This window comes from Shewanella fidelis ATCC BAA-318 (genome assembly GCF_000518605.1).
In the GTDB taxonomy this organism is placed as follows: domain Bacteria; phylum Pseudomonadota; class Gammaproteobacteria; order Enterobacterales; family Shewanellaceae; genus Shewanella; species Shewanella fidelis.
The window spans coordinates 278,196-303,457 of sequence record NZ_KI912459.1 but is presented as its reverse complement, the minus strand read 5'-3'; the positions used below and the strand labels follow the sequence as shown (position 1 = coordinate 303,457).

At 44.4% G+C, this 25,262-nt stretch carries 26 protein-coding genes; 2 read left to right on the top strand and 24 right to left on the bottom strand.

The features are described from left to right. Positions 1-178: 178 nt before the first annotated feature. Both L884_RS0117510 and L884_RS0117505 read right to left on the bottom strand, forming a co-directional pair. Positions 179-1,285 carry a response regulator gene (locus L884_RS0117510; protein WP_028768715.1) on the bottom strand — a complete coding sequence of 369 codons (1,107 nt, stop codon included), beginning with the start codon at positions 1,283-1,285 and terminating at the stop codon, positions 179-181. 92 nt (positions 1,286-1,377) lie between these two features. Continuing rightward, positions 1,378-2,178 (bottom strand): MlaA family lipoprotein, encoded by an 801-nt coding sequence (locus L884_RS0117505; protein ID WP_028768714.1) that lies wholly within the window; start codon positions 2,176-2,178, stop codon positions 1,378-1,380. A 443-nt stretch (positions 2,179-2,621) separates the two neighbouring features. Here L884_RS0117505 and L884_RS0117500 point away from each other — a divergent pair, with 443 nt between their 5' ends. Then, complete coding sequence (locus L884_RS0117500) at positions 2,622-4,241, top strand: hypothetical protein (RefSeq protein ID WP_028768713.1); 1,620 nt, start codon at positions 2,622-2,624, stop codon at positions 4,239-4,241. A 1-nt stretch (position 4,242) separates the two neighbouring features. Next, positions 4,243-4,551: an EscU/YscU/HrcU family type III secretion system export apparatus switch protein gene (locus L884_RS0117495; protein WP_028768712.1), complete on the top strand. Its 309-nt coding sequence runs from the start codon at positions 4,243-4,245 to the stop codon at positions 4,549-4,551. A gap of 62 nt (positions 4,552-4,613) precedes the next feature. Here the strand turns inward: L884_RS0117495 and L884_RS0117490 are convergent, their stop codons facing one another. From L884_RS0117490 to L884_RS0117385, 22 genes are all read right to left on the bottom strand, one after another. Next, positions 4,614-5,021, bottom strand: coding sequence for a DUF2802 domain-containing protein (locus L884_RS0117490; protein ID WP_028768711.1), 408 nt, complete (start codon positions 5,019-5,021; stop codon positions 4,614-4,616). A 113-nt stretch (positions 5,022-5,134) separates the two neighbouring features. Then, positions 5,135-5,626, bottom strand: a complete 492-nt coding sequence (locus tag L884_RS0117485; protein ID WP_028768710.1) for a chemotaxis protein CheW — start codon at positions 5,624-5,626, stop codon at positions 5,135-5,137. Positions 5,627-5,815: 189 nt separating this feature from the next. Continuing rightward, positions 5,816-6,703 (bottom strand): chemotaxis protein CheW, encoded by an 888-nt coding sequence (locus L884_RS0117480; protein WP_028768709.1) that lies wholly within the window; start codon positions 6,701-6,703, stop codon positions 5,816-5,818. Further along, positions 6,687-7,478: a ParA family protein gene (locus L884_RS0117475; RefSeq protein ID WP_028768708.1), complete on the bottom strand. Its 792-nt coding sequence runs from the start codon at positions 7,476-7,478 to the stop codon at positions 6,687-6,689. The genes L884_RS0117480 and L884_RS0117475 overlap by 17 nt, the downstream gene beginning before the upstream one ends. 74 nt (positions 7,479-7,552) lie before the next feature. Beyond that, entirely contained in the window at positions 7,553-8,209 is a 657-nt protein-coding gene (locus tag L884_RS0117470) for a hypothetical protein (RefSeq protein WP_028768707.1), read from the bottom strand. Beyond that, on the bottom strand, positions 8,202-9,350 hold the full coding sequence (locus tag L884_RS0117465; RefSeq protein ID WP_028768706.1) for a protein-glutamate methylesterase/protein-glutamine glutaminase: 1,149 nt from the start codon (positions 9,348-9,350) through the stop codon (positions 8,202-8,204). Before L884_RS0117465 ends, L884_RS0117470 begins: the two co-directional genes overlap by 8 nt. A 91-nt stretch (positions 9,351-9,441) precedes the next feature. Further along, positions 9,442-11,682 (bottom strand): chemotaxis protein CheA, encoded by a 2,241-nt coding sequence (locus L884_RS0117460; protein WP_028768705.1) that lies wholly within the window; start codon positions 11,680-11,682, stop codon positions 9,442-9,444. Between the two features lie 12 nt (positions 11,683-11,694). Next, positions 11,695-12,432 (bottom strand): protein phosphatase CheZ, encoded by a 738-nt coding sequence (locus L884_RS0117455; RefSeq protein ID WP_028768704.1) that lies wholly within the window; start codon positions 12,430-12,432, stop codon positions 11,695-11,697. Positions 12,433-12,445: 13 nt separating this feature from the next. Further along, positions 12,446-12,829 (bottom strand): chemotaxis response regulator CheY, encoded by a 384-nt coding sequence (gene cheY / locus L884_RS0117450; protein ID WP_012276572.1) that lies wholly within the window; start codon positions 12,827-12,829, stop codon positions 12,446-12,448. Positions 12,830-12,883: 54 nt separating this feature from the next. Next, complete coding sequence (locus tag L884_RS0117445) at positions 12,884-13,603, bottom strand: RNA polymerase sigma factor FliA (protein WP_028768702.1); 720 nt, start codon at positions 13,601-13,603, stop codon at positions 12,884-12,886. Then, complete coding sequence (locus L884_RS0117440) at positions 13,596-14,477, bottom strand: MinD/ParA family protein (protein WP_028768701.1); 882 nt, start codon at positions 14,475-14,477, stop codon at positions 13,596-13,598. Before L884_RS0117440 ends, L884_RS0117445 begins: the two co-directional genes overlap by 8 nt. Before the next feature lie 4 nt (positions 14,478-14,481). Next, positions 14,482-15,897 carry a flagellar biosynthesis GTPase FlhF gene (flhF, locus tag L884_RS0117435; protein ID WP_028768700.1) on the bottom strand — a complete coding sequence of 472 codons (1,416 nt, stop codon included), beginning with the start codon at positions 15,895-15,897 and terminating at the stop codon, positions 14,482-14,484. A gap of 11 nt (positions 15,898-15,908) precedes the next feature. Continuing rightward, on the bottom strand, positions 15,909-18,008 hold the full coding sequence (gene flhA / locus L884_RS0117430; RefSeq protein WP_028768699.1) for a flagellar biosynthesis protein FlhA: 2,100 nt from the start codon (positions 18,006-18,008) through the stop codon (positions 15,909-15,911). Positions 18,009-18,163: 155 nt separating this feature from the next. Continuing rightward, positions 18,164-19,297, bottom strand: coding sequence for a flagellar biosynthesis protein FlhB (gene flhB, locus L884_RS0117425; protein WP_028768698.1), 1,134 nt, complete (start codon positions 19,295-19,297; stop codon positions 18,164-18,166). Positions 19,298-19,377: 80 nt separating this feature from the next. Then, entirely contained in the window at positions 19,378-20,178 is an 801-nt protein-coding gene (fliR, locus tag L884_RS0117420) for a flagellar biosynthetic protein FliR (protein ID WP_028768697.1), read from the bottom strand. 23 nt (positions 20,179-20,201) lie between these two features. Further along, a complete protein-coding gene (gene fliQ / locus L884_RS0117415) occupies positions 20,202-20,471 on the bottom strand; it encodes a flagellar biosynthesis protein FliQ (protein WP_028768696.1) in 270 nt (89 codons plus the stop codon). Between the two features lie 7 nt (positions 20,472-20,478). After that, positions 20,479-21,225 (bottom strand): flagellar type III secretion system pore protein FliP, encoded by a 747-nt coding sequence (gene fliP, locus L884_RS0117410; RefSeq protein ID WP_028768695.1) that lies wholly within the window; start codon positions 21,223-21,225, stop codon positions 20,479-20,481. Continuing rightward, positions 21,222-21,620, bottom strand: a complete 399-nt coding sequence (fliO, locus tag L884_RS0117405; protein WP_028768694.1) for a flagellar biosynthetic protein FliO — start codon at positions 21,618-21,620, stop codon at positions 21,222-21,224. Before fliO ends, fliP begins: the two co-directional genes overlap by 4 nt. Before the next feature lie 20 nt (positions 21,621-21,640). Next, positions 21,641-22,018, bottom strand: coding sequence for a flagellar motor switch protein FliN (gene fliN / locus L884_RS0117400; protein ID WP_028768693.1), 378 nt, complete (start codon positions 22,016-22,018; stop codon positions 21,641-21,643). Positions 22,019-22,030: 12 nt separating this feature from the next. Further along, the gene (gene fliM / locus L884_RS0117395; protein ID WP_028768692.1) at positions 22,031-23,059 is read right to left on the bottom strand and encodes a flagellar motor switch protein FliM; all 1,029 of its coding nucleotides are present in this window, start codon (positions 23,057-23,059) and stop codon (positions 22,031-22,033) included. A gap of 67 nt (positions 23,060-23,126) precedes the next feature. Continuing rightward, positions 23,127-23,645, bottom strand: coding sequence for a flagellar basal body-associated protein FliL (gene fliL, locus L884_RS0117390; RefSeq protein ID WP_028768691.1), 519 nt, complete (start codon positions 23,643-23,645; stop codon positions 23,127-23,129). Positions 23,646-23,719: 74 nt separating this feature from the next. Continuing rightward, positions 23,720-25,246, bottom strand: a complete 1,527-nt coding sequence (locus L884_RS0117385; protein WP_245603159.1) for a flagellar hook-length control protein FliK — start codon at positions 25,244-25,246, stop codon at positions 23,720-23,722. Positions 25,247-25,262: the final 16 nt, after the last annotated feature.

The window sequence follows — 25,262 nt, the reverse complement described above, 5'->3', positions numbered from 1 at the left end:
CTAGGTTCTAGGTTCTAGGTTCTAGGTTCTAGGTTCTAGGTTCTAGGTTCTAGGTTCTAGGTTCTAGGTTCTAGGTTCTAGGTTCTAGGTTCTAGTAAAATAAAAATGCTTCGTAGAAATACGAAGCATTTTTTGTTTGTGGGGTATTTGAGTTTATAAAGCAGGTGAAATAGCCGTGCTATTTCAAAGACAGTTGGATAAACCCGCCGGGGTTAATCTCTGGTCGATAGACAAGCCCATGGAACTCGTCAGCCAATAACAGCTGTTTGTGAGCGTTAACCTGAGTCGATATACACAACTTATCGCCATACACTAAGGTTCTAAAATGTACGCTCGGCCTAGTCCATTGCGCCATACCTATTTGTAAGGTTTCCTGCAGTGCGATTGGCGCTAACCCCTCAGCATTCTTTAAATAACATCTAAACTCACTGCCTGCTTGCGCTATGGCTGCTTGATAATGCTCTAACTCAACCACAACATAAGTTAAATCAACATGTAAGCCTAAGCCTGAGTTACCCATGCGGTCATTTAAATACACCAGCATTTCAAAAGGTTCGGTAATTACTGTTGATACGCCATTACGGTACAACTTCAATTTATGGTTAATAAAGCTCTTTAGTAAAACCGATGCGAACGCGGCGCGGTTATCATGCGGTGAGAAATGTGCCATGTACATCATCACATGTCGCTCATCTAACATCGCAGTATCAATAAAGTGGGCACTCACTTCATCTGAATTAAACAGACTATAGTCAATCATCACTTGCGGGTATTCAATACAACTCGGCGGGAACAGCTGTTGCTGGATACTCTTTGCTGCTTCACTACTTTGCTCTAGCAGAGCCAGATTATCATTGAGTTCTAGATAGGATAATGACTCATGTTCATCAATGTTTAATGAGTCTTCAAGTGAGTGATTTAGGCACTCATGTATCGCGTTTTCAATGAGGTAAAGATCACTGATAGGCTTTACAAGATAATCGCTGGCGCCATGCCTTAGCGTTTCAACAACATTGGTCATTGCTTGATTGCCTGAGACAATAATCACTGGGATATCAGGCTTTGATTTATTCATCGCCTTCAACATATCTAAGCCGCCCAGTTTGGGCATACTCAGGTCGGCAATGACAATATCGAAATTAAGCTCTTGAAATAGTTCCAGTCCCAGCTCGCCGTTGTCAGCCTCAATAACATTGGCTCCACGACTATCTAAATAGGACGCGATAAGTTTGCGGAAAACAGGATCGTCCTCCACAAACAATACAGTTAGGTTGGTTAGCGCCATAATTGCCCTTTAATGACAATAGCGAAAACACACGTCCTTGTTTAGTTAACGCTGCAGCGGAGCAGTTGTTATTATTTGCCGCTGGATAAATGCTATTCTAATTCCTGCATATACTCATCGAGTAATTCGTCATCGTCGTCACTCTGTGGGATATCACCATCATATACCTTGTAATCCATATGCTGAAAGTACGCGTCTTTCACAAAGGTGTATGGATCTAAAGCATTATCAACTAATCTCTCCTGATCAATTGCCGATGCCCTATTATGCAAGTTTTTCAGACCCCATTTTAATGCTGTCTGCCAAAATGTCAGCTCAGATAAAGGGAAGTATAGATCATCAACCCAATCTGTTGCGAGTTCTCGGGTAACATAGGGTCCAATAAATGGCGCCATAAAGTATGGACCGTTGGGTACACCGTAGTAACCTAATACTTCATTAAACGCATCTTGTTTACGGCTCATGCCCATCATTTCGGCCACATCAATCACGCCAAGCAAACCTAACGTGCTATTAACCGTAAAGCGACCACCAGCGTTTGCAGCCCAACCCCATTTACCCTGCAATGTATTATTTACCAGTGTAGAGGGCTCTTCTAAATTAAGTACAAAATTGTTTATCCCAGTTTTAACTGGACTTGGTACATAATCGTTATAGCCGTGAGCTACCGGACGGTAAAAATAACGGTCAAGAAAAAGGTAATTGAAATCCCACATAGTGCGGTTAAAGCCCTCGATTGGATCTCGGGGGTCGTTGTAGGTCACCGTCACCTGTGGCTCACTTTGTTCGGTTACAGCAGAAGTCGTACTATCAGAAGAGGTCTTCTGCTCTGTATCCGCCGCTGCGGGCATTCCATAAATAGCCAGAGAAAGCACAATCCATTTAAACTTCATAATTGTCTCTTTGAAATGTTTCCGGTTACCCAAAATCTATACGTAGAACCAGAACGGGATATAAAACTGTTATAAATACAAATTGAGGCTTTGCCAACAAAGTGCGCCATCGCAACCTGTTGTCAGGCTCACACTTAAGCCGCAATATCAATCACGACTCGTAGACTTTACCGACAAAAAACAGCTTTCGCTAAAGTCTTTCATGCCTCTGCCGATATAATCGACAGTGTTATTCAATGAAACTGCATCACTTTAAAGGCTAAAGTCTGTGAATTTACGGTAAAGATGGCTAAGGATACTGAGTAACTCAGTAAGATCAAATAGAAATTTGTGAACAAACATATCTAAATTTTCGTCTGATCTTTTGCCACGCTAACCAAGTTTGCTAAAACCGATTAACTATTCACCAATGACTTATGAGCCGTTTTCAATACGGGCTGAATATGCAAAATGTTCAAACTTCTACAGTTATTTCTTCTGCTAGTTCACAACTAGCCGATACTACTGGTAAATTCAGCCAATTGTTGTTACCTGTGTCGTTGCAAGTTAACCAACAAGGCGCAAAGCTCTGCTTCTCGCAGCAACAGTACCTACTTAATCGTTTACCTCTCAGCACACTGCAGCAACTACAAAGTGCGCAAAGGTTAATATTAAATATAGTGCAAACTCAAGCGGCAACAAGAATAGCTAGCCTAATTGGACTTGGGCAAACCTATCAACTCCCCTTACCTACGGCACTGTTACACATGCTGGGCTCAAGCCTAGATCAAATCAAAAGACTTGAACAACTTGCCGCCCGTAAAGAGGGTTACTCATTAGGAAAAGCGCGGGTTAAAAACAATATACTGGCTTTTGATGCAGGTTCAAGCATTTCACTGCCCAGCACGATTATTGACGGACGCTATACAGCAGCGATTGTATTAAAAGATGGCCAGTTGCAGCTGTCCCTTAGTCAGATAGAGATTGAACAAACTGTTCAACTTACCCAAGAGTCGCATTCGCAAGTTGAAGATGCTTGTGATGTCGCTGATGAAACCATCCCCACAAGCAGCTCACTTAATATGGCTGCAAGCTATAAAAACCTGTTTTCACAACTAGCAGCAGTAACACTTGCACATCAATCAGCTTACTCTGCCCCTGAGCAAACAACTCAAACTGATAGCAATAATCAAAGCAATAATAGAAAGGTGCTCAATAGCGACTCAAACAGCACTATGGCGCCAGCAATCACTCATCAGTCACTCAACAATGCTTTAATTAAAGCCGGCGGCCTGCCTGTTACTTGTCGCGCCCCGACGCCATCACATAGTGACTTAGCCGCTGAATTAACTAAGTTGCTACCATCAATTAGAAGCGATGCGATAACTGAGCTTGCTCAGCCACAAAAACTCAAGCAAACCCTGATTGAAATGGGTAAGCTCGCTTTTGCTCCTTCTCAATGGCAACAAACTGCTAGCCAAAGCCATATCACAACAATCAGCCTTATCACTCAGTTGCTAATTGCAGTAAATAATAAAGCTAATATCTCGCCCGCGTTAAGCAAACAGCTTACAGCACTTCAAGACAAACTTGCTTTACCCGAACCGCTACTGAAACTGCTGCAAACCGCGGTACAAGTGGATGCTTTTGCCGATATTTTGCGCAACATTTCGCTATATCAACAGGCGTCTGATTTCTCTGAGCAAACAACTAACTTCTATTTTGTTATTCCCTACTCGATTAACCACTATCAAGAACACCTTGAGGGGCAGATCAGTAAACAGGATACCAAAGCCAGCGATAATAGCAGTGTGTGGCAGTTGCAACTTAAATTCAATTTGTCTGCAGCGGCTTTACTCATTAACGGGCAAATACAGCAAACAGCAAATCAAAAACCAGCACTCGCACTTAGCTTTAGCTCAGATGATGCGGCGACAACCAATAAAATAAAACTATTAAGCGCTTCACTCAGGTACAAACTCATTGAGCTAGGTTTTGAAAATGTGAAGCTCGAAAGTAAAACCGCTGCCATTGCCGCATCGATTTTGCCCGGGCAACATTACTTAGTGAAAACCAAGGTATAACATGACATCAAAGACAAAAAATAAACAAGCTGCAGCATTAAGCTATAAGGCCGGAGATGATCCGATTGTCGTGGCCAAAGGTGAAGATGCGCTCGCTGAAGAGATCATCGCCCTAGCGAAGCAAGCTGGTGTTCACATTCATCAAGATGAGCATTTGGCCAATTTCTTACAGCATTTAGAAGTGGGAGAAGCGATCCCAAACGAACTCTACGGCTTAATTGCCGAACTCATTGCATTTGTATATGTGTTGGAAGGTAAGTTTCCCGAAAAATGGGACAATATGCATAATAAAATTATGCAGCAGGTTTAGGGGTTTGCAGTTTAATCATGTGCGCAAGCTTGCCCCGATTAGCAAGCTGTAGTGACGTTAAGTTAGTTTTTTCCGTGTAAGCGGATCAACAACTCTGCTTCCGCCTTTGGTAGCTCACACTCTTGAATAAGCTCTTCAACTCCCGCACCTAAAGCAACCATTTTCATCGCTCTTGAATACAGTCTTGCCTGTGGATCTTGTTGGCTGCTTTCTTCAAGTTTTGCATCTTGTTGCGCTAGCTTTTTTTCAAGCTCGAGCATACGTCGTCCAACACCTATAGTGCCACTTCTTAGCTCTTGTAACTCGCGTTTTACCGCATCGCGTTGTTTATCACTTTCTTTAACCAAAACTGTTAATGCCTCAACCTTTAAGCGCAGCTTAACAGTTTGCTTATGCAAGTAAATAATTAACGCAAAAGCAAGTACGGTTAAACAAAGCGCAGCAGCGATCAACATCTCTTCAACAGTCATTAATAGGTCTTCTAATCAACTTAATTACAGCAAAACTCAGTGTTAGGCTCAACTAAAAGCGCCTAACACTGTAAACATATTCTCAATATGTGCGCTAGCGGTTAGCTACCGGCTTAGATTTGAGTGAGTTCCATCCACTCTTCATCAGAAAGTAGCTTATCTAAGTCCACTAAAATGAGTAGCTCATCTTCACGGTTGCTAACACCCTGGATAAATTTAGCACTTTCTTCTGTGCCCACATTTGGCGCGTTATCGATTTCAGAGCGGCGTAAATAAACCACTTCTGCAACACTATCAACCAAAATACCAATTACTTGCTTTTCAGCTTCGATAATCACAATACGGGTTGAGTCATTTACGTCTGCTGAAGCTAAGCCAAAACGTGAGCGGGTATCGATAACCGTAACAACATTACCACGCAGGTTAATAATACCTAGTACATAATGAGGAGCGCCCGGAACAGGAGCAATTTCGGTATAACGTAATACTTCTTGTACCTGCATAACGTTAATACCGTAGGTTTCATTATCAAGCTTAAATGTTACCCATTGTAAAACCGCATCATCATTACCTGCCGCAACGGCCACACTATTTGAACTTGTCATAAATCCCTCAATCAATAGCTCAGTAGCTATCCATTTAACGCGCTAGTCTTACTAGCTATTGTTTTTTAAGCTTAAGCATATCTCGCTCTATGCCGAGATCCAATACTCTTGCTTGCTCATTTTGTTATATCGACCAGTTATCTCTAGTCTTTATAGCGCAAATCACACCTTTAAAGCTTATTTGCGCGTTTAAGCAATATTATCTTGATGACCAAGACCCGCTTGCAGCATTTGTACTAAAGCAGCAACGTTTAAAATGCCGCACATTTGCTCTTTAACCACACCAGCCAACCATGGTCGTTTACCCGCTTGACTACGCCAGTTAATCGCCGATTTTTTGATACTGATGGTATCGACTAGGGTTTCACAGCTTAATCCCCAGTTACTGTCTTGCAGTGCAACCACATATTGATAATTAACTTGTTGTGCCAGTTCTTGAGTATACTTTTCGGGCATAACCCAAGCGCCGGTATCAACCACGTTAAGCTGAGAGCCACGATGTTGTTGCACTCCTTTGTACCATGCTGGACGCCCAATTAACGGCGTTAACGCTTGTAGGTTTACTATGCCACCAAGGCTAATTAATGGCACCGCTAACGTTAAGCCTGCCACTTTAAAAAACAGCACTTGAAACTCTTCATCTAAACTGTCGAGCAAGGCTTGTGTCGAAACCAGCTCGTTGCTTGAAGGCTGTTTGGCGGCCAGATCTTGAGTCGAGTTTTCAGCGTCAATATTTTGCTCAACTGAGCTAGCATCTACAGTTGCAGCAACATCTTGCGGTAACTCAGCAGTAATCTCAGCTTGTATGTGCTGTTCAGGCGCAGTTTCTGACGGTGCTTCCTCTGGTGTTGTTAATGGTGTTTGCGCAACAGTTAAATTGCACTCCTCGACCTCATCGGTTGCCATAGCCTTGGAGTCGGCAAATAACTGTTCAAGTGAACGCCTGTTAACACTTGGCTCTGCTGGCGGCATGAACGGCTTTAACTCTGCCTCGCTCTGAGCCATCTTTTGTGGCTCAGGCTCAGTTAGCAGCAGAGTGAAATAGTCAGATACCGCCTCATCAACCAATCTTGACATGGGTTGTACCTTTATTGACTAAATAATTTAATAAGCGTTCATACGCTTTTACCCCGCGACTACTTGGCGCGTAATGGGATGCGGGTAAATGGCTCAAGCTAGCATCTCTAAATTTTGTATCCACTGGAATAACGTCTTGCCATAGTTCATCACTATAGTCTTGACTAAGTTGTAATAAGGCAGCGGTTGCGGCTCGGGTACGTTTATCGTACATGGTTGGCACTATGGTGTAGCTGTATTGGATCCGCTTAGAACGTCCCATTAGCAGCATAGTTTTCACCATGCGATCTAAGCCCTTTAATGCTAGAAATTCAGTTTGTACTGGCACAATAATATGTTCGCTAGCCGCAAGCGCATTAACCATTAACACCCCAAGTACTGGCGGACAATCGATCAAGACCACATCATATCTATCAGCAACCAGCTGCAGGGCTTTTTTTAAAATTAAGCCCATGCCTTCTTGATGGCCAAGACTGCGATCTAATGTTGCTAAAGCCATAGTGGCTGGCATTAAATCAAGGTTTTCAACATTAGTTGGCACGATATGCATCTGCACAGTATCGGCATTAAGATTTTTATTATCTAAAAACAGGTTATACAAAGACCCTGGCAGCTGCTCGCTATCAATCCCTAAGTAGTACCCGAGTGATGCATGAGGATCGGTATCAACCATTAGCACCCTTTGGCCACGTTTAACAAACGCACCAGCTAGACTGGCAACAGTTGTTGTCTTCCCCACCCCGCCTTTTTGGTTTGCTATCGTCCAGATCTTCAACTGGTGATCCTCTATGCTTTTTATGGATAAGGTTACTAAAAGATTGCTTGTTATAAGCTCTCGATAAACACTGACTAATCCGGCTCGCGAGTCGTCACTCTAACGCCACCATGGGGTAGACGAATTACCTTTACCCCATCATCGGACTCAAGCACTGTCACGGCTTGAGCTGGATGCTGGTTAACTGCATCATTTACTGCAATTTGCGATGTAATCACTTTACTTGCTGTACTTGGCTTGAGCTCATCAGGCTCTGACTCTGCAAATTTATCTATGGCTTGCTCATATCCATTGGAATAACCTTCTCTTGCCACTGGCGAGCTAGGTTGGGCTGCATGTTGAGCTTTTTGTTGATTAAGCGTTTTACTGTCAACCACCTCTCTTGCGGCACCTGGGCCTATCGGCAATACCGTTGCTTCGCCCTTTCTGGCTTTATCAACGAATCCTTGGACAAACTCAGGGTTATTCGCCATCCAGTTTGCCATTACAGCCGCTTGTTCATCTGGCACCATAAGCAAAACTTGCGACTTGGTTAACTCGTTAACTTCTGCCGTTAGCACTTTAACCTTATGTTGGCTGTCAAAATACAAAGCGCCAAAACTAAAAGTCGTAACGCTGAGCAAGAATATTGCTAACAGCAATTGAGTATTGCTGGCGCCACATTGCAAATTAGTTAATTTTTCCTGCTTGTGTTGACCGCCTTTAATCGGCTCAAACACAGGCTTAGCCATTAGCCGTCTCTTTTAGGATCGCTTCAGCCATTTGCTCTAGCGCAATAGACTTGGTCGCAATACCTGATGTGGTAACCGCTTGTGGCATACCGTAAACCACGCAACTTGCCTCATCTTGAGCCCAAATCGTTGCACCAACAGACTTGAGCATTCGTGCACCTTCACGTCCATCAGCGCCCATGCCGGTAAGTACTACCGCTAACACATCGCCACCGATAACTTTAGAAGTTGATGCAAAGGTAATGTCGACACTTGGCTTATAGTTCATATCAGGTTTGCCAGCTATCACCTTAATACGACCATACGCACCACCGCGCTCTAACATCATCTGCATCCCACCCGGCGCAAGATAGGCACAACCCGGTTTTAGCACATCACCACTTACCGCCTCTTTAACCTCTATCTTGCATAGACTGTTCAGTCGAGTCGCAAAGGTCGGTGTAAATGCAGCGGGCATATGCTGGATCAACAAAATTGGGTGCGGATAGTTTGCAGGAAACTGGGTAAGCACTTTTTGCAGTGCCACAGGACCACCCGTTGAGGTTCCTATCACTAACGCTTTATATTTTTTACCGCTGGCTCGAGTTACGCTGCTAGCCCGAGGTGATTTCTCAGCACTATGTTGAGTCGCTAAGGCCGCGGGTTGACGCAGTGCAGTGCTACTGACCCTTGACGGTCTAAGCTCTTGACTTGTCGTTGCTTTATCAATTGCCGTTGTTGTACGGCTAATCGGCCTAAACAAACGTCGGCGACCTAAAGTTTTAATGCGTTGCTGCAACAAACTAATGGCTTCATCTTTGTTGCTAGCGATATCTTCAAAGCGTTTAGGTAAAAAATCTAATGCACCTGCTTCTAACGCCTCTAACGTTGCTTTAGCACCGTCATGGGTTAGCGAGGAAAACATTAGAATGGGAATTGGTTTACTCGCCATGATCTGCTTGACCGCAGTGATGCCATCCATAACCGGCATCTCAATATCCATGGTGATCACTTGTGGATTTAGCTCAGCAGCCATTTTAACTGCTTCAGCACCGTTACTTGCGGTGCCTATTACTTCTAACTCAGCGTCTTGATTGACTATTTCACTGACTCGTCGTCGGAAAAAACTTGAATCATCAACGACTAAAACTTTTATGGCCATTCATATTCCTATACCGCACTTCAGGACTGCTCAATGCTGTATTTAAAAAGGAATAACAAAGCCCTTACTTTGTTATTCCTGTAACATCCTATTAGCTCTTATTGCGTGCGTAATACTTAAGTAAGCCCGGCACATCAAGAATAAGCGCTATACCACCATCAGAAGTAATCGTTGCCCCTGCCATACCTGGCGTACCATGTAACAGCGTACCGAGTGGTTTAATCACGACTTCTTCTTGGCCTATAAGTGAATCGACAACAAAACCAATTTGCATTGTGCCTAACTGCACAATAACCACATGACCATGCTGCTTGTCGCCATGGTTAAAGCCTGATTTACGTGATAACCATTGCTCTAGATAAAACAACGGCACCGCTTTATCCCGCACAATCACGGTAAGTTGACCGTCAACAACGTTTGTTTTGGTCAAATCTAAATGGAATATTTCATTCACACTTGAAAGCGGCAACGCAAACACTTGCTCTGCAACTTCAACCATTAACGTTGGCATAATCGCCAAAGTTAACGGCACTTTAATCTCTAATCGGGTGCCCTTACCCTGTTGAGAATCGATATAAACCGAACCGTTGAGTTGGGTAATGCGTGTCTTAACCACGTCCATACCGACACCGCGGCCAGAAATATCTGAGATCTCAACTTTAGTTGAGAAACCTGGGGCGAAAATGAGGTTGTAGGCTTCTTCATCTGTCATGCGCGCCGCTGAATCTTCATCTAAAACGCCGCGACTTATCGCGATTGATTTTAGTTTTTCAGGATCCATACCAGCGCCATCATCCTCAATTTTTAGCAGGATATGATCGCCTTCTTGGCTGGCAGATAAGGTAATTGTACCTGTACGCTGTTTACCATTAGCTTCACGAATATCAGGCATTTCAATGCCGTGATCCACCGAGTTTCTCACCAAATGCACTAACGGATCGGCTAACGCTTCAACTAAGTTTTTATCTAGGTCAGTGTCTTCACCAACCATCACTAAATCGATCTCTTTATTAAGCGTACGGGCCAAGTCACGCACAACGCGAGGGAAACGACCAAATACCTTTTTAATTGGTTGCATGCGAGTTTTCATTACCGCGCCTTGCAGATCGGCGGTGACGAGATCAAGATTGGCAAGCGCCTTTGACATCTCTTCATCTTCACGCGCAACACCTAAGCTTAATAAGCGGTTACGTACCAACACCAGCTCACCAACCATATTCATGATTTGATCAAGCCTTGAAGTATCAACACGTACCGTCGTCTCAGCCTGAGGCATATTACTGCTTGCCGGTTTAGGCACTGCTTTTGCTACAGGTTGAGATTGAGGTTGCGCTGCAGCAACAGGCGCTGGCTGAACCGTTTCTTGTGGCTCTGCTTGCTGTGAGGTAGTTATCGCCTGCACAACTGTGGCAGGGTTATCGGTCTGCGGGGTATTGGTGCTCGAGATAGCAGTAACTGAGCCGCCTTGGTTAGCACTGCCGGGACCTGCACCTGAACCATGAAGTTCATCAAGCAAACGTTCAAACTCATCATCTGTTATTTCGTCAGAGTCTACATCGTTGGTTGTTGGCTCAACGCTTGCTGAAGATGAAGTTGAAGTTGAAGCTGTTGCTGGTGTTTTAAATTGACCCGAGCCATGTAACTCATCGAGTAAGGATTCAAATTCATCATCAGTGATATCATCAGATGACGAGTTTGCAGCACTGATTGACTCAGAAGTTGCACTCGCTCCGGGGCCATTGCCGGTGCCGTGAAGCGCGTCTAACAGTGCTTCAAATTCAGCTTCATCAATATCATCTATACTGCCAGCTGAGGTTTCAGCGGCCGCTTCAATAGGCGTTTCTTCAGCTATAGGCGCTGCTGCAACAGCAGCGGTTTCAGGCGGTACTTCAGCTGCGATAGGCTCAGCGGCAGAGGCTTGTGCCAGCTCAGATGCTAACAATTCACCTGCGCTTAAGGTTTTTAATTGAGCCAATAATGTCGGTTCAGCCGGAGATTGCGGCTGACCCGCTTGCGTTTCAGCAAACATTGAGTTGATGGAGTCTACTGCTTGTAAAATCACATCCATTAGATTGGCGGTAACGCTGCGTTTGCCCGTACGTAAAAGGTCGAAAGTATTTTCTGCTTCGTGGCAGACATCAACCATAGGCGATAAACCTAAAAAGCCTGCACCACCTTTAACGGTATGGAACCCTCTGAAAATCGCATTTAATAGATCAGTATCATCAGGGTTATTTTCTAACGCAACGAGTTGTTCCTGAAGAAGCTCTAAAATTTCACCGGCTTCAATCAGAAAGTCCTGCAGGATCTCTTCATCAACATCAAAGGACATTATTTAACTCCCTTAAAAACCTAAACTCGAAAGCAGATCGTCAACTTCATCTTGACCTGTCACCACGTCCTGGCGGTGCTCTGCATTCACAATAGGACCTTCTGCTTCTACGTTGCGCTTTGGTTTGTCATCAGCGGCATCAGCCGGCTGTTCACCAAATGCGGTTAACATAGACACTAAGCTGCTTTCTACTTCTCTGACTAGGTCAATGACTCGACGGATCATTTGCCCAGTGAGATCTTGAAAGTCTTGCGCTAAAAGAATTTGATTTAAAAGCTCTTTAACTCGACTGGCATCTGACTCGCTTCTATCGACAAATAACTTAATATCGTGACAGAGCGATTTAAATTCATTTAATGGCAGCTCGCGGCGCATAAGCTTATCCCAAGCTGGTTTAATCGCTTGGATATTGTCATTAAGCTCTGTTGCAAGCGGTAGGCACTCTTCTACCGCATCCATGGTTTTGTTAGCAGCCTGCTCAGTCATATCGATGACATAAGTCAAACGCTCTTTAGCGTCAGGGATCTCAGTGTTAGCTAACTCAACCAAACGCGTATCAAATTGAAAGTCAGAAATAGCACTATGAAGTTGTCGAGTTAAATGACCAACCTCATCAAACAGTTCCTTTTGCAGCGGTGCAGCGATCTCTTTGATCAACTCGTCTGCTTGTTGCTGTTCTCCTTGAGTAAGGAGGACAACCAGCCTCTCAGCTTGATCGAGAGATATCAGCGGTATAGATTCTTGCAGCATTGCACATCCCTAATTAACCGAGTCTCTCAAAAATTTTATCTAGTTTTTCTTTCAAGGTTGCAGCTGTAAACGGCTTCACAACATAACCGTTAACGCCAGCCTGCGCTGCAGCAATAATTTGCTCACGCTTAGCTTCTGCCGTCACCATTAGCACAGGTAGGTGTTTTAGATTGTCATCTGCGCGGATCGCCTTTAACAGATCAATACCTTGCATGCCTGGCATATTCCAATCGGTCACGACAAAATCAAAATCGCCTTTTTGTAGCATAGGCAAGGCTGTCGAACCGTCATCAGCTTCCTGGGTATTATTGAATCCCAAGTCACGCAGTAGATTCTTAATGATCCGTCTCATTGTTGAAAAGTCATCAACAACAAGGATCTTCATATTCTTATCCAAGGTTTCCTCCGCGGATCGCGCATTGCTGCGCGGGTAATGTGCTATCTAAAATATTTAATCTTGTGTCCAATGCTTGAGCTTACCTTTAAGTCTAAGCATTGCCTGACTGAGGATTTGACTCACTCTTGATTCACTTACCTCAAGAATGGCGCCAATCTCCTTTAAATTTAACGCTTCATCATAGTAAAGCGATAAAACTAACGCATCTCGCTCTGGCAGCAGTTTAATGGCTGCCACTAATGCAGTTTGAAACTCAACTTCAGCAAGTGATTCAAATGCTTCATCGGCATGGTTTTCTTCAGCGCTTACGCCTTCAACCGCTACCCCTAAATCTTCAATTCCCACCACTTTACCAACAGACACGTCATTTAAAATGGTGTAATACTCTTCCATTGAGATCTCGAGACGCTCAGCAATTTCGGTGTCTTTTGCGTCTCGTCCTAGCTCTTGCTCAAGTTCATCAATCACTTGTGCAACCCGGCGCTGATTCCTGTGTACAGAACGTGGTACCCAATCACCACGTCTAATCTCATCTAACATTGAACCGCGAATTCGAATACCGGCAAAGGTTTCAAATTTTGCGCCTTTACTGCCGTCAAAGTTCGATGATGCTTCTAAAAGCCCCATCATGCCGGCCTGTAACAAATCATCTAACTGCACTGAAGCAGGTAAACGAGCCAATAGATGATGGGCTATTCTTTTAACAAGCGGTGCATACTGTTCAACGATAGACGTCTTATTATCAAAACGAGTATACGCAGCCGCTTTATTCACCCGATCTATCCTCTTGATAATCTGGACGCTGAACTAAGCGTTCAACAAAAAACTCTAAGTGACCACCTGGTTGTGATGGTACTGGCCAACTCATGATTTTATTCGCTAAGCCTTGGTAAGCAATTGCCGCCGGCGACTTAGGGAATGCTTCCACAATCAGCTTTTGCTTACGTACTGATTTTCTGAGATTTTCATCATACGGCACAGTTGCAACCAACTCTAGCGCGACATCTAAGAATCTATCGGTCACTTTACTTAATTTGGCAAAAAGTTCCATACCTTCGCGTAAACTGCGCACCATATTTGCAACAATTTTGAAGCGGAACACACCATGCTCACGACTAAGAATTTTAATCAGTGCGTAAGCGTCGGTGATTGATGTCGGTTCATCACAAACCACAATCAGTACGTCTTGCGAAGCACGAGAAAAACTCAATACCATGTCTGAGATCCCGGCTGCGGTATCGACAATTAAAATATCGAATTGGGTTCTCATCTCGCTAAATGCACGAATAAGTCCAGCATGCTGAGCTTGAGTCAATTCAACCATAGCTTGAGTGCCTGAGGTGGCAGGAATAATACCAATGCCTTTTGGCCCTCTTAGGATCACATCATCTAATTCGGCATCACCGGACAAAACATGAGATAAATTTCGCTCTGCGCGTAAACCTAACATCACATCGACGTTTGCCAGACCTAAATCGGCATCCAACACCAATACACGTTTACCTTTTTCGGCCAACGCTACGGCGGTATTAATTGAGACGCTAGTTTTACCTACGCCACCTTTACCACCTGATACGGCGATTACTTTTACTTTTTCATTATTTGGCTGATTCATCATACGTAAACCGCTTGCTTGATCTGGAGTCATGGTTTCACTCAAATGCGTAGGTCATGTCATTTGACCCATCATTGCTCTGTAATTGTTCTTCTCTGGGTTGGTTATCTAATGCTGCTAATGCATGATTGGCTAAAGATAAAGTATCAGCCACCTGCATATCTTCAGGAACCCTCTGCCCATCAGTGACATAACTTAATGGCAACCCACTTTGAATTAATACGCTTAACGCTGGCGCTAGCGATATTGATTCATCTAATTTTGTCAGTACTGCGCCCGAAAGCGGAATACGCGTAAACTGCTTTACAGCATCTTCTAATACACGACGCTGACCTGTTGCCGACATTACCAGATAACTTCTGATCGGTAATCTGCTATTTGCCGCCAAGCTATCAAGCTGCTGAAATAAGCGCTGATCTCTTTGGCCCATGCCTGCAGTATCAATTAAAACCAGTTTACGATTTCTAAATTGATACAGGATCTGTTCTAACTCATTAAAATCATGGGCCTGTTTTACAGGGCATCCCATTATTTTGCCATAAGTTGCTAATTGCTCAAAGGCTCCAATACGATAATGATCCGTTGTAATGAGCGCAACTTGATCTGCACCGTGATGCGCGGCAAACCGCGCGGCCAATTTAGCTACGGTTGTGGTTTTGCCTACACCCGTTGGCCCAACAAACGCTACCACACCACCTTTACGGACAATATCGTCACCTTGGTTATCGAGTAAGTTTGCCAAGCTACGTGGCAAAGATGCCACTAATTCAGCTGGCGTATAATGCTCACTTAAGCTCGACAACTTTTTGGCGATAGAAGGTGAAAACTCAGCCTCTAACAACTTACTCTCAAGCATTGCCCCTACTGGGTCAACGCGCTTTTTTTGCTCGACCATTAAGCTACTGACTTGATGAGTCAATAAACTGCGTATAGAAGCAAGTTCCTCTTTCATTGCATCCATTTCTGCACTGCTATTTTTAGCATTGCTATAACTATCTGGCGTGCGATTAGGGGTAAACTCTGCTTTTTTAGGCTCTGGTTTCGCTGGCATCTGTGCCTGTAGGCCTTTTGCCCACTCAGGCATATCTAAGTCTTCACTGCGCGTCGATGACGTTTGCTGGCTAAGACGACTTTGCTGACGTTCAAGCAATGCCTGTAAAGAATCAGGCGCTGGCGCAGGATTACTTTGGCTTTGTGCTCTGACATTAGGCGATCGTGCCATTGACTGTCCGCCTAGTGTGACTCTTTCTTCAGATAAATCAGTAAACATTTGCGCCGTTGGTTTTGGCGTGGCGATTTTTGGCTTTGGCTCGTCATAGTCAACAGCGGCAACAATCTCAATGCCGCCAGTGACTTTCTTATTAGACATGATCACCGCATCTGAGCCCAAGGTTTCTTTAACTTGGGCTAAGGCCGATCGCATATCTTTTGCTAAAAATCTTTTAATCTTCAATTATTCGACCTCTACTGACCTACTGCCGAGACGATGCGTATTTGCTTCTCATCAGGCACCTCTTGATAAGAGATGACTCGTAAATTTGGAATCGTATGCTTAACAAAGCGTGATAACGTTGAACGCAACATGCCTGAAGTCAATAAAATGGCCGGTTGACCAACCATTTCTTGACGCTGCGTCGCGTCAACTAATGACTTTTGCATACGTTCTGCAAGGCTAGGTTCAATATTTGGACCATCTCCGCCTGTTGCTTGCATAGACTGATGCAACATTTGTTCCAACTCTGGCGCCAAAGTTATGACGGGAATTTCGAGTTCTGGACCACTGATCTCTTGAATGATCATACGTTTTAACGCAATACGAACCGCTGCAGTGAGTACCTCGGTATCATTACTCTTTGGTCCATATTCAAGTAATGTCTGTACTATGGTCTTCATATCGCGGATCGATACGCCTTCATTAAGTAGGTTTTGCATCACTTTAACGACTGTGCCTAATGGCATCACATCAGGAATAAAGCCATCAACAAGCTTAGGAGAGTGCTTGCCTAGCATTTCAAGTAGTTGCTGTACCTCTTCATAACCAAGGAGCTTAGCCGCATTATTGCTGAGCAGTTGGCTGATGTGAGTGGCCACTACCGTTGAGGCGTCCACGACGGTGTAACCTAACGTTTGTGCATGCTCACGCATCGCAGGTGCAATCCAAACTGCATCTAAGCCAAATGCCGGATCTTTAGTCTCAATACCATCTAGCTTGCCATAGACCTGCCCGGGGTTAATCGCGAGTTCACAGTCATGACGAATTTCAGCTTCACCAGAAGCTACCCCCATAAGCGAAATTCGGTAGGCATTCGGTGAAAGATCTAAGTTGTCGCGAATATGTACGGCTGGAACGAGAAAGCCCAACTCTTGCGACAGCTTTTTACGCACACCTTTAATGCGTCCAAGTAGTTCACCACCTTGGCCTTTATCCACTAATGGAATTAAACGATAACCGACTTCTAGGCCAATGGTGTCAACGTGTTGCACATCATCCCAACTAAGCTCTTTGGGTTGTGCATCTCTTGGTTCGCTAGGCCCAGCTTTCGCAACCTCAAGGGCGCGTTCGCGGTCTGTTTCGATTTTCTTCTTGATAAAGTAAGCACCCGCTGCGGCCATTGCAGCGAATGATAAGAATACAAAATGTGGCATACCTGGCACTAAGCCCATAACCAACATCACCCCAGCGGCAATCATCAATGCCTTAGGGCTGTCAAACATCTGCCCCATCACCATTTCGCCCATGTCACCGGACTCGTTTTGACGAGTCACCATAAGCGCGGCCGCAATCGATAGTAGTAAACCTGGGATCTGGGCAACGAGGCCGTCACCAATAGTCAGTAGGGTATAAATCTCAACAGCTGATGAAAAATCTAAGCCGTGCTGCGCCATACCAATAATGAAGCCACCAACAATGTTAATCACCAAAATTAATATACCGGCAATGGCGTCACCCTTAACGAATTTTGACGCACCATCCATTGCGCCATAAAAATCCGCTTCTCGGGTCACTTCTGCCCGTCTTAATCGGGCTTGATCTTGAGTCAGTAGCCCTGCGTTAAGATCGGCATCAATTGCCATTTGCTTACCTGGCATAGCGTCAAGTGTAAAGCGAGCACTTACCTCAGAGATTCGCCCTGCACCTTTAGTTACCACTGCAAAGTTGATAATGATCAGGATTAAAAACACCACTAAACCAACAGCGTAGTTACCACCTATCACCACTGAACCAAACGCTTCAATCACTTTACCAGCGGCGTCACCACCGTTGTGGCCTTCAAGTAATACCACACGGGTTGAGGCTACGTTTAGCGCCAGACGAAGCAGAGTGGCGACCAAGAGTACTGTCGGAAATGCAGCAAAATCTAACGGGCGATCACTGTAAATAGCGACCAATAGAACAACTAATGCGAGTGCAATATTAAAGGTAAAAAGGATGTCGAGCAGGAATGCAGGCATAGGCAAAATGATCATAGCCAACGCGGCTAGAACCAATAACGGTGTACCAATACCCTTTAATTGTGCAGGCTTTATCTGTTTTAACTGGCCTAGACTTGCTTTAAATTCCATTCACTCGGAGTCCGATCTTTGACGTCTGCTGTGTAGACAGCAAATACTGTACCAATTATTGGTATAAGCCCATGCTGACGACTATACCTTGAAACCGATACGCAAAGAATATCAACGCAGCCAAACGTTGTTTTTTTACTCAAAACCCCGAACTATTAATGTTTTAACTCATCTGGAATAGGTTGTTTTACCGGAATTGGTGTCGGCCTACGGCCCTTACCCTTTTGATATTGACGTAATTGGAATACATAAGCTAACACCTGAGCAACGGCGGTAAACAGTCCTTCAGGGATCTCTTGATCAATTTTGGTCGTATGGAAAATTGCCCTTGCAAGCGGTGGGGCTGACACGATGGCGACATCATGCTCACGGGCAATTTCACGAATTTTAAAGGCAACTTCATCAACGCCCTTAGCGACGACAAACGGTGCAGTAGACTTAGCGGCATCGTATTTGACCGCCACAGCATAGTGCTCAGGGTTTACCACTATCACGTCAGCATTGGGCACTTCGCCCATCATGCGCCGCTGTGACATCTCGTGTTGTAGTTGACGAATACGGCCCTTCACTTCAGGTTTACCCTCAGTGTCTTTGTACTCGTCTTTCACTTCTTGCTTGGTCATCTTCAATTGTTTGGCGTGATTCCATACTTGGAAAGGCACATCGATGACCACAATTAAGAATGTCGACGCGCAAAGGAGAATAAATATCCAGATCATTATCTCCATCGCATGGTAGATATTGCCGGGAAAATGCTCCTGAGAAAGCAACAAAATGTCGTTGATGTAAATGGTTAATAGCAAGTAGGCGGTAATAGCAACCACAGAAAACTTAGCAATACCTTTGGTAAGCTCTACTAATGCCTGCACACCAAACATTCGCTTAAAGCCCGATACAGGGCTCATTTTGCTGGCCTTTGGCATAAAAGCTTTGGTCGAAAAAGACATTCCACCCAAGGCAACATTACCCGCAAAGGCAATCAAGGCTAAAAACAGAATAAAGCCCAATATCGGTACCGCAAGCTCGGTACCCACCATGGCCCAAACATTCATCATTTGGTTAGTATCGAAGATGTCATCACGGCTTAGGGTGAACAACTTAGTCATGATATTGTGCAGTGCCTGCGCAATATCAGGGCCGGTCATGAGTAAACCAACAGATGCAGCGATGAGTACCGCTGAAGTACCCAGCTCTTTTGAGCGTGCAACCTGCCCTTTTTCTTTGGCCTGTTGCAACTTCCTGGAGGTGGCTTCCTCTGTTTTTTCTTGGCTGCTGTCATTCTCCGACATTTAGAGACGACCTCCGCAAACAGCGAACAAGTGCCTATTTGGCACTTTAAAGCAAATTAACACATGACCCTGAGCTTGCATCAATCTAGCCCACCGTCGACTTTGCACTGCAACTCGAGTGCATTACACAATAAGATCTGCGTTTCACGCCACACTTCATCGAAATGCGCCATGATAGGTGACAAGGTCAACCACAAGATAAATAGACCTGCGACCATAGTCACCGGAAAGCCCACAGCAAAAATATTGAGTTGAGGTGATGCACGGGTCATGACCCCAAAAGATAAGTTGATAGTCAGTAGCGCCACAATTGCTGACAATGACATAGTCAGTGCCGCGCCAAACATATAACCAACAAATTCAGTAAATAAGCGATAGCCTGTTAAGCTCAACCCTTGCATTGACACTGGAATAGAATCAAAACTGGCAATGACCATTTTGATCAATAGTAAATGCCCATCAACCGCCAGAAAAATCATGGTGGTTAGCAGCAAAAAGAAATTACCAATTACCGGCGTTTGTTGGCCGGAGCTGGGGTCGACCATAGAGGCAAAACCTAAACTGGTTTGCATACCGATAATTTGACCAGTTAACACGAATGTTTGCATCAGCAGTAATGTCGCAAAGCCCATAGCAACGCCAATCACTATTTGCTGCGCCGTCACAAAGGCTGCACTGAGCGAAAACAGATCTATGCTTGGCATAGCAGGTAAAACCGGCGCAACTGCCGCGGTGACAGTAACCGATAATAGCAAGCGAACTCGAGTGGGAGTTGTGGTCGCACCAAATACGGCCATGACCATAAACATGCTAGAGATCCGTGTTAACGGCCAAAGATAACTGGCAATACCATCCATTATGGTATCGAGCATGATCTCCATCGTTAACCTAGCACTTTCATGAGTTAGCCTATCACTTGGGGGATCATATCCACCATCTGGTAAAAGAAGTCCATCATCATCTGTACCAACATATGCCCCATTAACATCAAGGCCAGTAAGGTGGTTAGCAAACGAGGTAAAAAGCTCAAGGTTTGTTCGTTGATTGACGTAGCGGCCTGAAATACCGCAACAATAAGACCAATAATCAGTCCCGGTACAATAATCATTGAGACTATGATAACAATCACAGCCAATGCTTCGCGAAAGATGTCTATCAGTGCTTCAGGACTCATGGCTTACCTACAATCCAAAACTGTTTGCTAGCGTGCCCATGACCAGACTCCAGCCATCGACTAACACAAACAGCATGATCTTAAAGGGTAAAGATACAATCATTGGCGATAGCATCATCATACCCATTGCCATCAAAATACTGGCTACCACTAAGTCGAGTACCAAAAAAGGCACGAACAGCATAAAGCCAATTTGAAACGCTGTTTTTAGCTCACTGGTAATAAATGCAGGGATAATCACTGTCATCGGTGCATCTTCAGGTTCATTGATATTTTGATAACCTGAGATTTCAATGAAGGTGTTTAAATCTGTTAGCCGAGTTTGCGCTAACATAAAATCTTTTAGCGGCCCTTGGCCTGCAGTAAAAGCTTGTTGCAACGGCATGCCTTGCTCAATATAGGGCTGCACCGCCTGATCATAAATTTTATCGAAGACTGGCGACATGATAAAAAATGTCAAAAACATGCTAATGCCGATCAGTACCTGATTTGAAGGAGTTTGCTGTAAGCCAATTGCTTGACGCAAAATAGACAACACCACAATGATGCGGGTGAATGAGGTCAACATAATGACCATAGCTGGAATAAAACTCAGCGCGGTCATCAGCAATAAGATCTGCATAGTCACAGAGTATTGCGTTGAACCGTCACTGCCGGTTGATACGGTTACCGCGGGCAAAATACCGTTTTCAGCCAATGCAGGCGCTGAAAACGATAATGCCAAACTGGCAATGATTAACATCCATTTGATCATTGTGATTGCTTCGCTTGTTTTAGGCGGGTGGCAAAGGACTCTGTTGAGACTTCAACAGGCTGCGCGAGTTTATCGACTAAGCTAACTTGATTTGGGGTCACACCGAGTAGGTATTGTTGACCACCCACTTCAACCAAAACCAACTTCTCTTTTTGGCCTAACGGCGTCACAGCAATCGTTTTTAGTACCCCTTGGCTACTCGGTACTAAATTAAAACGTTTGACTAAGTAAGCCAAAAAGAAAATAAGCACTAAAACAACAATCAAGCCACCAACCATACTCGATAACGTTGCAATACTTGAGGCAGAACTACCACTAGTGCTACTAACATTGGCCGCAGTGTCTAGCTGCGTCTCTGCACCAGCAAGACTGGCTAAAACCAAGTGAAAGCTCATCAACAATCCCTACTACTTTATTATTTTAGCTTTTTAATTCGCTCTGTTTGGCTAATCACGTCAGTTAAACGTATGCCGAATTTGTCATTAACAACAACTACTTCGCCATGAGCAATCAAGGTACCGTTTACCATAACATCAAGTGGCTCACCGGCAACGCGATCAAGCTCAACAACTGAGCCTTGGTTTAGTTGCAGTAAGTTACGGATGTTGATGAAGCTACGACCAACTTCCATCGAAATCGTAACTGGAATATCCATAATTGCATCAAGCTTTGATGCTTCCTCTTCGCTCAATGGCTTACTATCGTTACTAAACTCGTCCAACTCTACTGCCTTTGCTTCTTCAATGGCTTGCTCAGCCATTGCTGCAGCCCAATCATCCGTATCTGTACTCATTATTGTTTTACCTTATATCTCTGAGCGTTCACGCGCTCGCCCTTTGTGAGTGACAAGCTGCAATTCTGTTTTAACGGTTTCTGGTCGAGGGATCTGCTCACAGATCTTTAATGCGAGATTTTCCTTTGAGCGCCCCATCTTACAACGGTAAGTGGGTAAATCCTCAACCTTCAAAATAATATGTTCTGGTAGCTCTACCGGGATCACATCGCCAGCTTTAAACTCAAGCACTTCTCTTAATGTGACTTTGTGTTCAACGACTGTGGCATCGATACCTACATCAACATCCATGATCTCGTCACGTAATGCTTGTGACCAGCGCATATCTGTATCTTGGGTGTCACTTTGTACACCGGCATCAAGTAGTTCGCGGATCGGCTCAATCATGGAATACGGCATAGTGATATGGAAATCACCACCACCGCCATCAACTTCAATATGAAATGAGCTCACAACGACAACTTCGGTAGGGCTAACAATATTGGCCATTGCGGGGTTAACTTCGGAATCGAGATAATCGAACTGTACGTCCATCACCGGCGCCCATGCATCTTTATAATCTTCAAAGATTATTTTCAGCAATAACTGCACGATACGACGCTCAGTAGGAGTAAACTCACGGCCCTCAATTTTGGCATGAAAACGGCCATCACCACCAAAAAAGTTATCAACTAGGATAAATACTAGGCGCGCTTCCATGGTGATTAATGCCGTACCTTTAAGCGGGCTAAAACGCACCATATTCAGGCTAGTAGGTACAAACAAGGTATGTACGTACTCACCAAATTTCAGCATTTGTACGCCGTTAATCGATACTTCTGCGGCGCGACGCATCATGTTAAACATGCTGATCCGTAAATGACGCGCAAAACGTTCGTTAACGATCTCAAGCGTTGGCATGCGACCGCGAACAATTCTGTCTTGCGACGAAAAATCATAGGAGCGTGCGTCTAGCTCATTATCGTCAATAATGTCTTCTTCAACATCGTCGACGCCATGGAGCAGCGCATCAATTTCGTCTTGGCTTAATAAGTCACTCACGATATCGCCTTCACTTTAAAACCTTACTTTCTTTAAACGGTTATTTTCATACGCTTACTGTTGATGCTTATTGCATCACAAAACCAGTAAACAATACTTTTTCAACCACTGTGCGCCCCGTTACAGGTTGCAGCGTATTTTGTACATTTCTCAATGCCAACAAACGCAGTTCGTCTTTACCTGCTGGCGAGCTCATTTTTTGAATATCAGCGCTACTAAAAGTGGTCAGTAATGCGTCTTCAATTAACGGAATATGTTTCTTAATCAGGGTGTCGTCGTCATTGCCGCGCACCATAAGCTGCACTTTTATTTCAACTAAGCGGGTGCGGCCATTATCAGACAAGTTGAATAAAAAAGGTCTTGGCATTGCCGCGTAAAATGCTTCTTTATTGCTATTTACCGTTTGCTCTGCAACCACTTCTTCGCCGGTTGTTTCAACAGGTGCTTCATCTGAACTCAATAACATCCATGCCGTAACAGCAATAATGATAATAAGCACAACACCTATTGCACCAAATAAAATCAGCTTCTTTTTACTTTTTGGCTCGGTTCTGTCTTCTAGCTCTAAGCTTGCTTCTTCAGCCATTTAGCTTCTCCATCGCTACGCCAATTAGGTTACATGCCTTCAGCGGATCTTGTTATTTGCTATAGGTTACCTGCTTATGCGTAATAATCTATACCTGAAACAGAACTTGTTGATAGATTTGACCTCGCCAGCATATCTTCTGCTGAAATTTCATCCACATCGTGCGTTCCGGAGCCATTTCCATGTTCGCTTGTGCCCTCACCTTGTCCTTGACCGCCATTTCCATGCGACACTTGGCCATCGGTAAGTTGCATGCCCTGCTCAGCTAACATCTCCCTTAATCTTGGCATTGCTTGCTCGACCAAATCGCGGGTTTGATGCTGTGCGACCTGAAATTGCACTTGTGTGTTATCGCCCTGCACTTGAATACGCACCATCATCTGCCCAAGCTCTGGAGGATCAAGGCGGATCTCAGCTTGCTGTAAGCCATTACTCACCATGGTAATCAATTGTTGATTCATCACAGGGGCAAAACGCTGGATCATCTGCTGCATTGATGGGGTAACTTCGCCAGCTTGTTTTAATGACGCATGCAGCTGCGGCAGCTCTTGTCTATTAGCTGTTGTTTGTTGTAACTGTTGCTGTAGCGCCGAGAGTGATTTGCTGTCGGAAACAGCGCTAAGTTCACTATCTAAATTAGCTTCAAGCCCAGCCTCTGTTGCGCTCATGCGTACTGTTAGCTCGGCATTTTTTAATTGCTCTGCCGCGGCAGTAACCACAGTTTGATTGGCAACTGCAGCATTAGCACTTAATTCACTGTTTTTCGTTTGCTTTAGAGACTCTGAAGCCTGATTAGCTCCAGCTAGATTAAGTTCTTTACCAAACAGGTCTTTATTTTCATTTGGTAATTTACTTTGCCCCGTCAAATTCGATGCATCTTGCTTAGCATCAGCGCCATTTTTGTCTGCTGTTGCAAGCAGCTCATTCGCGGTTACACCATTGCCACCAATTGACTGGTTGCCGCTATTAGCACCGCTCAACGTTGATGCAGATATTGCTGCCAATAATTCTGGCGTTGGTTGGCCGTTGCTATCAATAAGCTGATTTTGCTGTAACAGTGCTTTTAGTTCTGACTCAGATAGCTGTGATAGTTCTTGTTCAGTTAACCCCGACTGCATGCTCAGTGTCAGTAATACCTCATCAGGTAGATCATCGACACTGACATCCACAAGCTCATCAGTCGCCGCTTCGCTTGATAAAGCATCACTTGTTAACGGCAAACTTTCGCCGTTAGCGGCAAGTTGAGAATTAGCCTCAGCTTCTGCTGAAAATTGACTCGCCAAATTAATCTGCGCCAGTACATGGCTAACATCATCTTTGGCTGCTGGTTCTGTATCAGCAATCTGTTGTTCTGCAGCGTCTGTTAACGTCTCTGCACTAGCTAGATCTTGCTTGTCTGACTCATGTTGTTTTGACGCTTCAGCTTTCGGCTGCTGATAATCGCCATTAACAGCTTCCACATTAGCCGCTTTTTCTAACTCACTAGAAAAACTGCTACCGTTGCCAGCAATAGGGTTAGCATTAGCCTCTACACCTGCCTTACTGCTTGATAAGCTGGCCTTCTGCGCTTGATCTGGGCTATTAAGTAAAATATTGCTCATTTGCTGTATGCTATCT